This is a genomic window from Paenibacillus sp. ALJ109b (assembly GCF_010747435.1).
Lineage (GTDB): Bacteria > Bacillota > Bacilli > Paenibacillales > Paenibacillaceae > Paenibacillus > Paenibacillus taichungensis.
Map to the genome: position 1 here is coordinate 97,111 of NZ_JAAIFP010000016.1, position 15,775 is coordinate 112,885.

14 protein-coding genes and 1 tRNA gene are annotated in these 15,775 nt (G+C 45.7%); 2 read left to right on the plus strand and 13 right to left on the minus strand.

Features of this window, described 5'->3' with window-relative positions; genetic code table 11:
• Positions 1-102: 102 nt before the first annotated feature.
• The 5 genes from gpmI to G3352_RS17595 form a co-directional block, all read right to left on the minus strand.
• On the minus strand, positions 103-1,647 hold the full coding sequence (gene gpmI, locus G3352_RS17575) for a 2,3-bisphosphoglycerate-independent phosphoglycerate mutase (RefSeq protein WP_163758377.1): 1,545 nt from the start codon (positions 1,645-1,647) through the stop codon (positions 103-105).
• A complete protein-coding gene (gene tpiA, locus G3352_RS17580) occupies positions 1,647-2,399 on the minus strand; it encodes a triose-phosphate isomerase (RefSeq protein WP_110002076.1) in 753 nt (250 codons plus the stop codon). Before tpiA ends, gpmI begins: the two co-directional genes overlap by 1 nt.
• Positions 2,400-2,432: 33 nt before the next feature.
• Positions 2,433-3,614 (minus strand): phosphoglycerate kinase, encoded by a 1,182-nt coding sequence (locus G3352_RS17585; protein ID WP_163758379.1) that lies wholly within the window; start codon positions 3,612-3,614, stop codon positions 2,433-2,435.
• Positions 3,615-3,763: 149 nt separating this feature from the next.
• On the minus strand, positions 3,764-4,771 hold the full coding sequence (gene gap, locus G3352_RS17590) for a type I glyceraldehyde-3-phosphate dehydrogenase (RefSeq protein WP_056695277.1): 1,008 nt from the start codon (positions 4,769-4,771) through the stop codon (positions 3,764-3,766).
• Positions 4,772-4,877: 106 nt separating this feature from the next.
• Positions 4,878-5,903 carry a sugar-binding transcriptional regulator gene (locus tag G3352_RS17595; protein ID WP_076291987.1) on the minus strand — a complete coding sequence of 342 codons (1,026 nt, stop codon included), beginning with the start codon at positions 5,901-5,903 and terminating at the stop codon, positions 4,878-4,880.
• Positions 5,904-6,388: 485 nt separating this feature from the next.
• Between G3352_RS17595 and G3352_RS17600 the strand changes: the two genes are divergently transcribed.
• Positions 6,389-6,463: transfer RNA gene (locus G3352_RS17600), tRNA-Arg, on the plus strand.
• 179 nt (positions 6,464-6,642) lie between these two features.
• Positions 6,643-7,239, plus strand: a complete 597-nt coding sequence (clpP, locus tag G3352_RS17605) for an ATP-dependent Clp endopeptidase proteolytic subunit ClpP (protein WP_079344952.1) — start codon at positions 6,643-6,645, stop codon at positions 7,237-7,239.
• A gap of 201 nt (positions 7,240-7,440) precedes the next feature.
• Here the strand turns inward: clpP and G3352_RS17610 are convergent, their stop codons facing one another.
• From G3352_RS17610 to G3352_RS17645, 8 genes are all read right to left on the minus strand, one after another.
• On the minus strand, positions 7,441-8,538 hold the full coding sequence (locus tag G3352_RS17610; protein WP_163758381.1) for a stalk domain-containing protein: 1,098 nt from the start codon (positions 8,536-8,538) through the stop codon (positions 7,441-7,443).
• Between the two features lie 369 nt (positions 8,539-8,907).
• Complete coding sequence (locus tag G3352_RS17615; protein WP_163758383.1) at positions 8,908-9,663, minus strand: SIMPL domain-containing protein; 756 nt, start codon at positions 9,661-9,663, stop codon at positions 8,908-8,910.
• A gap of 147 nt (positions 9,664-9,810) precedes the next feature.
• Entirely contained in the window at positions 9,811-10,080 is a 270-nt protein-coding gene (locus G3352_RS17620) for an HPr family phosphocarrier protein (RefSeq protein WP_017691248.1), read from the minus strand.
• A 254-nt stretch (positions 10,081-10,334) separates the two neighbouring features.
• Positions 10,335-11,273, minus strand: coding sequence for a DNA-binding protein WhiA (whiA, locus tag G3352_RS17625; protein WP_163758385.1), 939 nt, complete (start codon positions 11,271-11,273; stop codon positions 10,335-10,337).
• 6 nt (positions 11,274-11,279) lie between these two features.
• A complete protein-coding gene (locus G3352_RS17630) occupies positions 11,280-12,266 on the minus strand; it encodes a gluconeogenesis factor YvcK family protein (RefSeq protein ID WP_053782950.1) in 987 nt (328 codons plus the stop codon).
• 13 nt (positions 12,267-12,279) lie between these two features.
• Positions 12,280-13,179: an RNase adapter RapZ gene (gene rapZ, locus G3352_RS17635; protein ID WP_053782949.1), complete on the minus strand. Its 900-nt coding sequence runs from the start codon at positions 13,177-13,179 to the stop codon at positions 12,280-12,282.
• 50 nt (positions 13,180-13,229) lie between these two features.
• On the minus strand, positions 13,230-14,180 hold the full coding sequence (locus tag G3352_RS17640) for an ROK family glucokinase (RefSeq protein WP_063566497.1): 951 nt from the start codon (positions 14,178-14,180) through the stop codon (positions 13,230-13,232).
• A 498-nt stretch (positions 14,181-14,678) separates the two neighbouring features.
• Entirely contained in the window at positions 14,679-15,710 is a 1,032-nt protein-coding gene (locus G3352_RS17645; protein ID WP_163758387.1) for an AI-2E family transporter, read from the minus strand.
• Positions 15,711-15,775 lie beyond the last annotated feature (65 nt).

Here is a 15,775-nt window from a genome sequence, read left to right on the forward strand (position 1 = left end):
TCATGCGATAAAGGCGAGCGCGTTGCTTCTTCAGACTATTTCTGCTGCCTTCATTCATAGGCAAACGCCAAACCGCCCAATTTATATATGGTGTTGAGTAATTTATTTACGGGTAGCAATGACGGATGTACCTGTCATTTCAGCCGGTTTAGGCAATTGCATCAAGTCAAGAATCGTTGGAGCGATATCCGCGAGGATTCCGCCTTCACGCAGGGTAACGTTAGCATCTGTAACGATGAATGGAACCGGGTTCGTTGTGTGAGCCGTGAACGGACGTCCTTGCTCATCGAACACCATATCCGCGTTACCATGATCCGCAGTAATCAGCACAACGCCGCCTTTAGCGAGAACTGCATCCACAACACGGCCCATACATTCGTCTGTTACTTCTACTGCCTTAATTGTAGGCTCCAGCATGCCGGAGTGTCCAACCATATCAGGGTTAGCGAAGTTCAGAATGATGGCATCATGTTTGTCTGCTTCAATCTCGCGAACACATGCGTCAGCTACTTCATACGCGCTCATCTCCGGTTGCAAGTCGTACGTTGCAACTTTAGGTGAGTTGATCAGCACGCGTGTTTCGCCCGGAAGCTCAACATCACGGCCGCCGCTGAAGAAGAAGGTTACGTGCGGGTATTTCTCGGTTTCTGCAATACGCAATTGTTTCTTGTTATTTTGCACCAGAACTTCACCCAGCGTGTTGTCGAGGTTTTTAGGCGAGTACGCCACATAACCTTCAACGGTCTCGCTGAACAAGGTCAGGCACACGAAGTGCAAGCCCACAGGGAACTTCGGACCACGGTCGAAGCCACGGAAATCCTGGTTCGTGAATACTTGCGACAGTTGGATCGCACGGTCAGGACGGAAGTTGAGGAAAATGACGGAATCGCCGCTCTCCACCAAACCTACCGGCTGGCCATCCGCTTTAACGATAACCGTTGGTTCAACGAATTCATCAAATACGGATTTTTCATACGATTCTTCAACCGCTTTGAGTGGATCAGTGTATTTTGGTCCATCTCCATAAACGATGGCACGATATGATTTCTCAACACGTTCCCAACGTTTGTCACGGTCCATCGCATAGTAGCGACCTTGAACCGTTGCGATTTGTCCTACACCGACTTCCTCGATTTTGGCAATCAGCTTCTGCATGAACTCTTTACCGCTATCTGGCATAACATCACGGCCATCCATGAAGGCATGAATGTATACGTCATTCATTTCTTCTTTTTTGGCGAGATCCAGCATAGCGAACAAGTGGTCGATGTGACTATGTACGCCGCCATCGGACAACAAACCATACAAGTGAAGCTTTTTACCGTTTTGTTTCGCTTCGCGAACAGCTTTAACGAGTGTCTCATTATCGTAAAATTCACCGTCACGAATCGATTTGGAGATACGAGTCAAATCCTGGTATACGATCCGGCCGGCCCCAATGTTCAGGTGACCTACCTCGGAGTTCCCCATTTGCCCTTCGGGCAAACCTACAGCTTCACCGCAAGCAGTGAGAGTTGTATGTGGGAATTGGCTCATAAAACGGTCATAGTTCGGTTTCTTGGCTTGCGCTACCGCGTTGCCTTCCTCCGTGTTACGCAGACCAAAGCCGTCCATAATGATCAGTGCTACAGGTTTTGGAGCTGTCATTACTTCGCCCCCTCAACAAGCGCGATGAACGAAGCCGGCTGCAAGCTGGCACCGCCAACAAGCGCGCCGTCGATGTCGCTTTGTCCGAGGTATTCTGTTACGTTCTCAGGTTTAACACTGCCACCGTATTGAATACGAACTGCATCTGCTACCTTTTGGTCGTACAGATCCTTCACGAGCGTACGAATGTAAGCAATAACTTCATTCGCATCTTGGGAAGTGGAGGATTTGCCTGTACCAATCGCCCAGATTGGCTCATAAGCGATAACCACTTGTGCCGCTTGCTCTGCAGACAGACCTGCCAAAGCAGCTTCTGTTTGCACTTTGCATACGTCTTTCGTTTGGTTGGCTTCGCGCTCTTCAAGCGTTTCGCCAAGGCAAAAGATTGGAGTCAATCCGTGACGGAATGCTGCGTGCAACTTTTTATTGACAGTCTCATCGGTTTCCGCAAAATATTGACGGCGCTCCGAGTGACCAATAATGACATAATCCACACCCAGGTCTTTCAGCATAACGCCGCTGATTTCACCTGTGAATGCACCATTGTCTTCAAAATGAAGATTTTGTGCACCAATTTTGATGTTTGTGCCTTTAACGGCTTCTACCAGAGATGGCAGATTCGTAAACGGTGCGCAAATAACAGTCTCTACGCCTTCAACTTCCGCTTTTCCTTTAACTTCCTGAATGAAGTCATTGGATTCGGAAACCGTTTTGAACATTTTCCAGTTACCTGCGATAATCGGTGTTCTCATGGTTTTCAACTCCTTCATGCTATAGCTTAAAGCTTACTTGTCGTTCAATGCAACTACGCCAGGAAGCACTTTGCCTTCCATGAACTCGAGTGATGCACCGCCACCTGTAGAGATGTGGTCCATTTTGTCAGCCAGTTTGAACTTCTCAGCTGCTGCTGCGGAGTCACCACCGCCAATTACGGTGTATGCTGCTGTCTCTGCACAAGCTTCGGCAACTTCACGTGTACCGTTGGAGAAAGGTTCGATTTCGAATACGCCCATTGGTCCGTTCCATACAACCAGCTTGGAGTTTTTGATCACTTCAGCATAGATTGCACGCGTTTTCGGTCCGATGTCCACACCTTCCCAGTCTGCAGGAATGCCGTCGATGTCAACGATTTGTGTGTTTGCACTTGCACTGAAATCGTCAGATACAACGATATCTACCGGCAGGTAGAAGTTTTTGCCCAATTTTTTCGCTTTTTCAATGAAACCAAGAGCAACATCCAGTTTGGAATCATCCAACAGAGATTGTCCGATTTCATGTCCTTGTGCTTTGAAGAACGTGTAAGTCAGACCGCCACCGATGATTACGTTGTCTGCAATGTTCAGCAGGTTGTCGATCACATCGATTTTGTCTTTAACTTTGGAACCACCGATGATTGCTGTGAAAGGACGCTCAGGGTTAGAGATTGCTTTACCCAACACTTCAAGTTCTTTCTCCATCAACAGACCGGATACTGCTGGCAACAGGTGAGCGATACCTTCTGTCGAAGCGTGTGCTCTGTGAGCAGCGCCGAATGCATCGTTAACGAAAACATCAGCCAGTTCAGCAAATTGTTTTGCCAGTTCCGGATCGTTTTTCTCTTCGCCTGCATGGAAACGAACGTTCTCAAGCAACAATACGTCGCCGTTGTTCAGTTCAGCGATTTGAGCTTTTACTGCATCGCCAACGGAATCGTCAGCTTTAACAACTTTTTTACCGAGCAATTCGGACAAACGCTCTGCAGCTGGAGTCAAACGCATGGATTCAACAACTTCGCCCTTTGGACGACCCATGTGACTTGCCAAAATAACTTTAGCGCCTTTTTCGATCAAGTAGTTGATCGTAGGAAGCGTGGCACGAATACGTTTGTCATCTGTAATTTTACCATCTTCGAGCGGCACATTAAAATCTACACGGACAAAAGCCCGTTTTCCTGTCAATTCGATATCACGTACACTTTTTTTGTTCATCTGTATTTCCTCCGCACCCATGTATTTGGTGGACCAATCAAGGGCCCAAATCCCTTGTCAATCCTGGTGTTTTTGAGAAATTTGCAAAATGTTGATATATAAAGAGCGGAAACAATAGCATCTGTTTCCGCTCTATGTTATTGCAGATATTACTTGATCATTTTTGCAAAGTGCTCCAAAGTGCGAACCAGTTGAGCAGTGTAGGACATTTCATTGTCATACCAAGCTACAGTTTTAACCAATTGTTGGTCGCCAACAGTCAGAACTTTAGTTTGAGTTGCATCAAACAGGGAACCGAAAGTGATACCTTGGATATCGGAAGATACGATTTCGTCTTCTGTGTATCCGAAAGTTTGTGGATCGGAAGCCTCTTTCATTACTGCGTTAACTTCTTCAGCAGTAACTTTTTTACCCAATACAGTTACGAGCTCAGTCAGGGAACCAGTAGCTACTGGTACACGTTGAGCTGCACCGTCGAGTTTACCTTGCAGTTCTGGAATAACCAAACCGATTGCTTTAGCAGCACCAGTTGTGTTAGGGATGATGTTTTCAGCTGCTGCGCGAGCACGACGGAAGTCACCTTTAGGGTGTGGAGCATCCAATGTGTTTTGGTCGCCAGTGTAAGCGTGAATTGTAGTCATCAAACCTTGAACGATTCCGAATTTGTCTTGCAGTGTTTTTGCCATAGGTGCCAAGCAGTTTGTTGTGCAAGATGCGCCGGAGATTACAGTTTCAGTACCGTCGAGGATTTCATGGTTTACGTTGTAAACGATGGTTTTCATGTCGCCAGTAGCTGGTGCGGAGATAACAACTTTCTTAGCTCCACCTTTCAAGTGTTTCTCAGCTGCTTCTTTAGTTGTGAAGAAACCAGTACATTCCAGAACGATATCTACGCCCAGGTCGCCCCATGGCAATTCTTCTGGGTTACGGTTAGCCAATACTTTAACTTCTTTGCCGTTCACTTTGAAGAAGCCATCGTGTACTTCAACATCGCCATCAAAGCGACCTTGAGTTGTATCATATTTGAGCAAATGAGCCAGCATTTTAGCATCAGTCAAGTCGTTGATTGCTACAACTTCAATGCCCTCTACATTTTGAATACGGCGGAATGCCAAACGACCAATACGTCCAAAACCGTTAATACCTACTTTAATCATGAGTAAGTTCCTCCCAAGTTTTGATTGATTTTTTATGAAGCTTATATATTCAAGACAGACGGTGAAGTCCGTCAAGACAACAATGGTTGTGGTGCAAAATAAAACCTTATTCCATTTCGGCGACGATGACTTCAGCAGCAGCCTCATCAATAATCAGAATATCTTCCTGACCAAATCGCAGGACCGAATGTATGGCAGCAGCCTTGCTCTTGCCACCCGCAATCCCAATTACGACATCGGTTCGTTCAATATCCTGGAGTCGCATGCCCAGCGTAAGCATGGTATGTACCACCTCACCCTGATCATTAAAGTAATAACCGAATGATTCAGATACGGCCCCTTGCTCCTGGAGTTCATCTATGATCTCTGTCGCAAGTTTGCGGCGCCGTGCCATCTCTACGGCATCACCGATTCCATGAATGACGATCCGCGATTTTCGGATCAGCTGCAGAATCTCCTGAACACTTGGGTCCTGGATTAGTGATTCGTAGGCATGATCACTAAGCAAATCCGGTACATGCAGAAGTTTGTATTGAGCTCCTACCCGTTTTGCCATCGTGGATGCTATCGTATTGGCCTGAATTTCGAGGCTTTCTCCCAGCCCACCGCGTGCCGGTACAAACCAGACACCTTTCAGCGAAGTTGGCGGAGTCAGTTGCTCTGCGACTTCAGCCGTTGTTGAACCGCCAGTTACGGCGACAACATCGTTATCACTCATAATATTACCCAGAGCCTTCGCTCCGGCTCTGCCCAGTTCCCGTTTGGCAAATGGAGAAATGTCCGAATCGCCAGGAACCACAACTACCTTTTGCAGACCGTAGGCTTGCTTGATGCGTTCTTCCAGTTCGGATAATCCAAACAGCTCTTTGGCGACGGGTTCCAACTGCTGCAGCAATTCATGCCCTGCCTCACTGATCTTCATCCCTGCACTGTCAATTTCAATAAGTCCCTGAGCCTTTAATAAATCGGTCTCAGCCCTCAGAACCCGCTCGGTCATCTGCATGGAATTAGCTAACGTTCTTCGTCCGATCACATCCGATAACATGATCTGGCGCAGAATCGTATACCTCTTCTTCAAGACATCCATGAGATCAGGCAGAAGCTGCTTTTGCACTTCTAAAATCGTTCGCATGCTTTCCACTCCCGCAAGCTTCTCGTTCCAAGCTCTCTTTCATGGCCCTAAAACGTCCCGGGTTAACTTTTTAAGTCCCACGTCTATTCTACCTAAAACTGACGCGACATGCAAGTGTTTCGAAGCGTTAATTCGACACGTTTCAGGCGTTTGTACGCGCCTATTTTCACAATGTCAATCTCCCATGAGCGAGGACAACATGTTCGATACCATATATAGAAGCAAAACAAAAATACTCATCTACATATTGCTTGCTATTGTTTTTCATATGGCATGTCCAAAACCTCTTTTAGCATTTACTTATTTGCGTTCTTTATCCACTTATCTTCATCATGATCAACTTCAGGGTATTCCAAACCAACACGACGAACATCTGCTTGCAATTCAATTATTCATGAGCTATAATCATTATTGCTGTCACATATTTGAAACTTCTATTTCAAAACTGCTTTTTAAGCAACTATATTTGCAGCAATAATTAATGTGCGCCCGTGGTCCAATGGATATGACGTAGGCCTCCGAAGCCTGAGATCCAAGTTCGATTCTTGGCGGGCGCGCCATTCTTAATTAGTAGCTCATAACCCTTTTAACCAATGAAACCGAATAGGTTTCTTTTTTTTCAAACTTAGTTTGACTTTCTTTGACTTTTTGTTTGAAATTGTTTATGATGTGGGTAATACGGTAACAGTTTATATATAAACACCAATTTAACATTTACATTTCCGAGGAGGTTTTTCACGTGAGTTATATTCCAATGGTCGTTGAACAGAGCAACCGGGGTGAGCGCGCCTATGACATCTATTCCAGATTGCTGAAGGATCGTATCATCTTCCTTGGCAGTGATGTAAATGACGTTGTGGCGAATGCCATCATGGCACAGATGTTGTTCCTAGCTGCGGAAGATCCGGAGAAAGACATTCACTTATACATCAATAGCCCAGGCGGATCCATTACAGCCGGTATGGCAATTTACGATACAATGCAATTCATCAAACCGGATGTATCTACCATCTGTGTAGGTATGGCGGCTTCCATGGGTGCATTCCTGTTGAACGCAGGTGCCAAAGGTAAACGTTTTGCATTGCCTAACAGCGAAATCATGATTCACCAACCACTTGGTGGTGCGCAAGGTCAAGCTTCGGACATCGAAATTCGTGCCCGCCGCATCCTGAAAATGCGTGATACCTTGAACCGCATCATCTCTGAGCGCTCAGGCCAACCGCTGGAGCGTATCGAGAAAGATACAGATCGTGACTACTTTATGAGTGCTGCTGAAGCTGCTGATTACGGTATCATCGATAAAGTTATCGAAAACGTAGGTTCCCAAGGCATCTAAGCCGAGCCGAATCGCCAATTAACCATATAGCCAACTCAAACGGCAACGCTCAGTTGAGTTGGCTATATGAAAAAAGGACGCTCTCGTCAACATGACGAGGGCGTCCTTTTTTTGATGATAATTTAAGAGTGCATGATACATATTTAATCGATTCACTTTAACTTTCATATCGTTACGCTAGCAATAAGCTCAACACATACTTTACTTGTCTGCTGTTAAGCCACTGAACGGCTCTGTGCCTTTAGGAAGTAGCTCTTTGTATGTGAACGGGAATTCCGGGAAGCCTTCCGCATAAGCTGTGTATTCATACAACTGGAAGAATACAACTACACCTGTTGGTGTTACATAGAAATCCTGATCTTTATTCAGACCTTTATAGCCTTCAAGGTAACCACCACTTGCTTTAAGCTGATCTCCCACTTTTTTACTTACTGTCTCACGTACGGTTTTGTTATTTTGGATCACATCATCCAGACTCAGTTCCTTGCCGGAATCCAGAGCAAAGGTGTGACCTGTACGGAACGTCATGCCATGTGCGCCAGCATAATCTTGATAACTTTGCGTAATGAGCCCAAGCACACCATTTTCGTTATACGTCACAACATAAGAACTCTCAAATGCATATGGACGGTTCGCTGCAGCGTCACCAAATTCCTTGGTTTGTTTTTTGAAATCTGCTACAAAAGCATCGACTTCATCTTTCAGCACCTTGTTGATAGCTGCTTCTGCTTTATCGTTAGCCAGTCCGCTCACCTGAGGATATTGAATATCGACTTCAGCGTTCTTGATGCTGACTTTCACTGTTGCCGCTTTGACTGTCACGCTATTTTGCTTCACTTTGCTCAGCGTCAGTGTCTTGGCTTTTCCATCCCAGTTGCCCTGAACACCCAAATAATCTCTCATTGCAGAAAACGGAATATACAATCGGCCATTGATCAGCTTCGCTTCCACTTGCGGATAGTAGTTATTAATTCTAACACTCGGTGCCCCATCAATCAGGCTGATGGTCATCGTATTATTAGCTGCCGTTAAGGAATACTCCTTAGCCTTTGCATCATATTTCAAACTTCCACCTGCAACATCTTTCACTGCGGTAAGCGATACCCAAGTGGAGCCGCCTTGAAGGAGTCCTTTTTGAGTAAGCGTTTTGCCTCCTGATTTCAGAGTTACCTCAGTAGGTGTTGTCACTTTCGTGGATACTGAAGCTGCCTGTACAGAACTATCCTGCCATACAGCCCCGCTCCCCACAATAATTCCTGCCGCCAGTAGTGCACTAGTCCATTTTTTCCATGTTGTCATATATAAAACTCCTCTCTCGAATTCAAATTGAGTGTCATTGCGTATGTATCCTGATTTGATCGTATGCCCCACACGCTCACCTCTTTATTATAATTAACCCAATTCCGGAAAGGTTTACAGCTCCAGTTACAATGTTGTTCGATCCAGATGCCTATAATGAAGGTTTTGTTACGAACAAATGGACAAAAAAGATACCAAAAACCAGCAATTCATTTCGTCATATTTCACCTCTTCTTTTCAAACTTCATCAAAGTCCGCCTTTATAACAAAAAAGACGTTGTCCGATGGACAACGTCTTTGTCATTATTGCCTTTCGCCAGCTCAAGCCCATCTTTAACGGACATCCAGCCTTTATTTACTTTATTTCACCTATTTCATTTCATACGTAATATTCAGCGTTGTGCTTACTTTAACCTGTCCTGTTTCAATTTCTGTGCTACCAGCAGAATCAGCTGACGATTTGGACATCAGAGCCTCACTTGCATAGAACACAGGTACATTGGCGTCACCTTGACTCACGGATAGAACAGCACCCAGTTGGCGTTTAACTGCTTTTGCAATTGCTCCAGCTTTCACATCCGCATTGGCAACAGCTTTCTCAATCACTTGAGCTTCAAAGTTCTCCGGTTTTTCTACCGTAAAACGAACATTTTCAATATTGTTGGCACCAGCTTGGGATGCAGCATCCAGGAGTTCACCAATCTTGTCCATCTCCCGGTACGTTACAGTCAATGTGTGATGAGCTGTGTACCCTTTGATCTTCTCTCCGTCTTTTTCACTATACGTGTAGTTAGGCTGTACATAGAACTGGTTCGTTTGAATATCATCCGCACTGATTTTCCATGTACTTTTCAGCAGATTGCTAACCTTTTGAATTTTCGCTGCATTCGCTTTTTGAGCAGAGGCTGCAGTATCTGCTGTACTGTTCACTCCAATGGAAAGATAAGCGATGTCCGGCTTCACTTGAATCTCACCTGTACCCACAACGTTAATCACGTTTTGCTGTACCCCCTGTACCTCAGCAGCATACGCATAATTACTAGGTGCTACCCACGCAGTACCTCCTACAAGCAATGTACCTGCAACCATCACCGCGCCCAGCGGTTTCAACCATAATTTACCCATTACGTTAGCCTCCTTAAGTTTTAACATCTCAAACTCAAATCGATTTGATACCTAACAGACGGGCTTAATTCCATAATGTTGCACTTGACAGCCTTAAAACGCAAAAAAGCCCCTTTCGGGACTTCTTCATTGGGTTCAAATCATATCTTATTGGTTCTCAAGCTCTTCCTTGCTTACCAGACTAACTAAAGCGTTTACAGCCTGTTCGGCGTCCGCACCTTCTGCACTAATCTGGATTTCCGTACCAGTACTGATTGCAAGGCTCATGATCCCCATGATACTTTTTGCATTTACTTTTTTGTCGTCCTTCTCGACGAACACTTCAGATGAGTACTTATTCGCTTCTTGAACGAACAGTGCCGCAGGTCTGGCATGGAGACCCGTTTTCAAACGGACAACTACCGGGTGCTTTGTCATGGAAACTTACCCCCTATTATGAAATCTGGACATTAAATACACAATTATATTTATAACATTATACCATATAACCAGAGCAGGACACTAGAAGAAAAAACTCAGGGTGATTGGGATGTCATTATTATGACCCATTTTAGCCTTTTTACATCACCTCATTACACCTGAGCAGCTCTCCAGATCCTTATGGGCTGACTTTATACTGACTTTTTGGCGAAAACCAAAACAATCAGCTTCCAGGCTACCCTACTCTTAATTTAACCGTAACGCTCGTTACGAACCTTCTCTGCCAGCTCATCAATTTTGCGGAGCCGGTGATTCACTCCAGACTTGCTAACTGTACCCTTAAGCAGTTCGCCTACTTCCTTCAAGTTGATATCCGGATGGGCGAGCCTCACTTCAGCCACTTCACGAAGCTTTTCGGGCAACGACTCCAGACCAACTTCCTTTTGCAACAGTCTGATGTTATCGATCTGTCTGACGGCCGCCCCAATCGTTTTGTTCAGGTTCGCTGTCTCACAATTGACGATTCGGTTGACGGAATTACGCATATCTCGCATGATACGCACATCCTCGAACTTGAAAAGGGCCTGATGTGCACCAATGATACTGAGCAGCTCGATGATTTTCTCGCCTTCCTTAATGTATAGGATGAATCCTTTTTTGCGTTCTATACACCGGGCATTGAGATGAAATTCATTCGCCAGGTCCACAAGGGCCTGACAGTGCTCCTCATACATGGACGCAATCTCCAGGTGGTAGGATGAACCTTCGGGATTGTTGACTGATCCTCCTGCCATAAATGCGCCTCGAAGATAAGCACGTTTACAGCAGTTATTATTGAACAGTTCTCCACTGATCCCGGGAGTAAACAGAAATCCTTCGGAAACAATGTACAGATCTTTTAGAATCTCCTGTACCATGGTTGGAATCCGAACAATATATACATTGTTCTTTTTCAGCCGCATTTTTTTGCGGACAAGCAATTCCGTATGCACTTGAAAATGCTTTTTAAGCAGAGAGTATGCCCGTCTTGCAATGGCGGCATTCTCCGTCGAAATATCCAAGATGACTTTTTTATTCGATAACTGCACCGCACCAAGCATACGGATGAGGGCTGAAAGTTCCGCCTTTTCGCAGCACGGTTCGCTTTCGATCATCGTTAGTTCTTTTTTGGTCTGTGCTGCAAACGACATGGGACTTCACCTCTTCCGTAACATCCAATTTTGTACAAGTTGATAGATGTGATGGCTCAGCTTGTCGGCATCATGACGCAGATAAGTCCGGAATAGGACCAACGTATCCGCAACGACTTGATAGCCGGCACTCTTCAGCACATTCATATCCAGCACAACCGGTTTAGCTCCTTTTTCCGCATACTTATTTTGCACCTGCAGCGGAATATCACCATTATTTACAATGACATAGTCGAAAATTTGGTGTCCTACATGTTCATGTACCGCCTTGAGGTGGTCACTCACCGTGTAATTATCCGTCTCTCCCGGCTGTGTCATCACATTACAAATAAACATTTTCACTGCGTCCGCCTCAACGACAGCTTCAGCCAGCTTAGGCACAAGCAGATTGGGTAGAATGCTCGTGTAGAGACTACCTGGCCCAATCAGAATGGCGTCTGCCTGACGAATAGCCTCAACAGCCTCTGGCAACGGCTCCACGTGATCCGGTTCAAGGAAAACACGTTTGATCCGTAAGCCAGCTTCAGGGATCTTGGACTCGCCCGTAACAATCGAGCCATCCTCCATCTCTGCATGCAGTATAACGGCCTGCCCGGCTGCGGGCAATACCTCACCCCGAACGGCAAACACGCGGCTAAGTTCCCGCACAGCGGTCACGAAGTCGCCCGATATATCCGTCATTGCAGCCAAAATCAAGTTACCCAGGCTGTGGCCTGCAAGCCCCGCGCCTGTATTGAAGCGATAATTCAGCATATCCGACAACAACGGTTCTACATCAGCCAGCGCTGTAAGTACGTTACGAATGTCGCCCGGAGGCGGCATTTGCAACTCATTACGCAGGATGCCCGAACTTCCTCCGTCATCCGCCACCGTCACGATGGCCGTGATGTCCAGCGGCTTTTCCTTCAAACCGCGCAGCATCACGGATAATCCGGTTCCGCCGCCCATAACTACAATTCTCGGACGTTCTCTTCGTGGTCCGGCTTCTTTCATCCCTTCACCCTCTTCAATGACGGTCCCGGTCGGCGTCGCGATGGCTCACGGTGACAGCCTCAGTTTCGCTGCTTCCCAACATTTTGCCCAAATATTCCGATATTGCTACCGAACGATGCTTGCCTCCGGTACAGCCGATTCCAATAATAACCTGGCTTTTGCCTTCCTTCCGGTATTGCGGAATCAGAAAATGCAGCATATCCAGCAGCTTGGTCAGAAACGCCTGCGTCTCCGGCCATTTCATAACATATTCATATACATCACTATTCTGTCCCGTATTCGGACGTAAATGTTCAATATAATGCGGATTTGGCAAGAAACGAACATCAAACACCAGATCCGCATCGATCGGAATACCGTATTTGAACCCAAACGACGTAATATTTACCGACAGCATATGGCTTTCCAGATGAGAAAAGCGGGATATGATGCGCTCTTTCAGTTGAGCAGGCTTCATCGTACTGGTATTCAGTACCTGAGTGGCGGAATTTTTGAGTTCCTCCAACATCTTACGTTCCAGCCGGATGCCATCAAGCGGCATGCCCTCAGGAGCCAGTGGATGTCTGCGCCTGCTCTCCTTATAGCGCTGGACTAATACAGAGTCTGTCGCGTCCAGGAATAATATTTCACAATGAATGGTAAAATGATCTTTAATATAGTTCAGTGACTCGGACAAAGCCGTAAAGAACTCACGACCGCGAAGGTCAATAACCAGTGCGACCTTACCAATTTTGCCGTTCGATTGCTCAATCAACTCCGCGAATTTTGGAATCAATACCGGTGGAAGATTATCCACACAGAAGAAACCAAGATCCTCCAGGCTTTGTACTGCAATCGTCTTGCCTGCTCCGGACATGCCCGTAATGATAATGAGCGTGGCGCCTGTGCCCGGTGAAACTTCACCTTCAAGCATAAATGTCCCCTCCTTATCATATTGCTGTCGGATTATCTGTTACGAGGTTACTAGGAACGCAAGAGAAGACCAGCCGCGCCAACAATCCCTGCATTGTTGCCAAGCGTTGCTTCAAGAATTTTAACCCCTTCTTGCAGCGGTTCAGGTGTCAGTTTCGCAAATACAGTCCTTACTTCATCAAACAAAATATTACCCGCTTTGGATACACCGCCACCGATAATGAACATCTCCGGGTTAATCACAGCCGCTACAGCCGCCATCGATTTGCCCAGATAGAACGCTGCACGATTGACGATACGAAGAGCAACTTCATCGCCCGCCTTAGCAGCATCAAATACTTCTTTAGCTGCAATCTTGTCGACGAGTGCCAGTGATGTATGGTCTCCACGCTCTACAGCATCTTTGGCCATACGAATAATTCCGGTTGCTGAAGATACAGTTTCCACGCATCCCATTTTGCCACATCCGCACTGAATTGCTTCCAGATCAGGAACAACACTGACATGACCAAGCTCACCAGCCATACCGGAGAAACCTTGATAGATCTTGCCATTCAGGATCAGTCCGCCACCAACGCCTGTACCAAGCGTATAGCACACACAGTTGTCCACGCCTTTGCCAGCACCTGCCCAAGCTTCACCCAGTGCAGCCACGTTTGCATCGTTATCTATTTTGACTGGCTTGCCCAGACGTTCTTCCAAAATTGAACGAATGGCTACATTCCGAAATCCAATGTTAGGGGCAAGAACGATAATTCCCTCGCGTACATTGGTGAACCCAGCCACTCCTGCTCCCACACCTTCAAGCTGTTCCCAGCTGTAAGGCGATTCGGCAACGATATGACGGACATACTTTTCGATGTTGGCAATGACCGTGTCAACGCCCTTATCCACTTCAGTCGGTCCTTCATACGTATGCATAAGCTGACCGTGTTCATCACATATACCGACCTTGATTGCTGTTCCGCCGAGATCGACCCCAACGTAGATTTTCTCAGACATGCTACAAGCCACCTTTATCTATCTATAATAGTTTAATCCTACGTACCAACTATAATTGAAGGATACGCCTGGGTCAAGACGATAAGACCTTTGCTGTGATTAGCTTCCTCGCTATTGTGAACAACATCACAGGCTATCTTTGAATACGTATACAACCTCATTTGTCTCTATTAAAAACGCAGGCTTTATTCCTTCCTCCATAGAGGAGGAGGCCTCAACTCATGATATTGCATATCCACTCGTTCCATGCGTAAAAGATGACAATTGTCATCTGAATCTCATGACAATCCTTACTAATCACGTCTCAGGCAGTTCGATAAGATGGAAATATCTTATAGAACAGAACAAGGACGTGATTCATTATGAGCTCACCCGTGGTTCAGTTGTTGCAACCCTTAACCCTAACGGCGCAAAAAACGCCTTCCCATAACAGGAGGCGTTTCTCTACTTTTATGAACATTCCCTAAACCTATCCTTCAGCAGATATTCAGCTACTGGTCACAACTTCGTTTCCACACGTACAGGCTCTTCCGTTTTTTCCATCTTGTTGACGTCCAGAATATCGAGCAGGAAGACAAAGATCGGAATACCGATGATAAGCCCCCAGATCCCCAGGAAATGTTGAGACAGAATCAGTACGATAAACGTGTAGAACATCGGCAATTTGGTTTTGTGCGCCATCAGCTTCGGATTCAGGAAGTACGTCTCCAACGCATGAATGATGACGATCATAATGATCACGATCACACTGAGCTGTAACCCACCCAGTTGATAACCGATTAGACACAGCGGAATCAGTGAGATGATAACCCCCGCAACGGGTACCAGACTCAGCATGAATACCAGAATGGTCAGAGCGAACAAATACGGGAAACCGAGTATCCATAATCCCAGAATCGTCAAAGCTGTATTAAAGACCGCAATCAACAATTGTGCCTCGATCACTTTACCAAAAGAAGATACAAACTTATCTCCAAGATAAGCCACTTCATTATAGAACCAGCCGATCTTGCTTGTTTTGAACTTGGAGGTAAACTTGGAAATCTCCCGCTTCTGCAACAAGAAGAACAGACTCAGGATGATAACCAACAGAATGAACTCCAACCATTTGCTTAACGCAAAAATATACTTCAATGCATCGTTGGTATAGTTTTTAATATCGAACGATTGAAGATAACCTGCAATTTTGGAAGCAAAATTATCCCCGTCAGCGGTATCAAGAAACTTCATGATCTCATTCGTTAACTGAACGACCTGATCCACAATTCGTGGTGAATACCTGGAGATGCCCAGTACAATGGCTGCAATAACGATAAGATAGAGCAGGATGACTACAACTTTATAGTTAACCGGAAATAAACGATTCAACTTCTCTGTGATAAAATGCTGCAACCTGTTCATGACATACGTCACCAGGAATAACAGCAAAATCATGTGCAGCATACTCCCCATGCTGAATAGAACCAAACAAAACAACAGCAGAATGAGAAAACGCCGCACTGTTGCATTTTGTAACCAATCTTTTATCATTTCCCCCAAAGTCTTCACCTCACAGCTAATATGCCCATTATGTATACGATCTCATGCCCACTTTG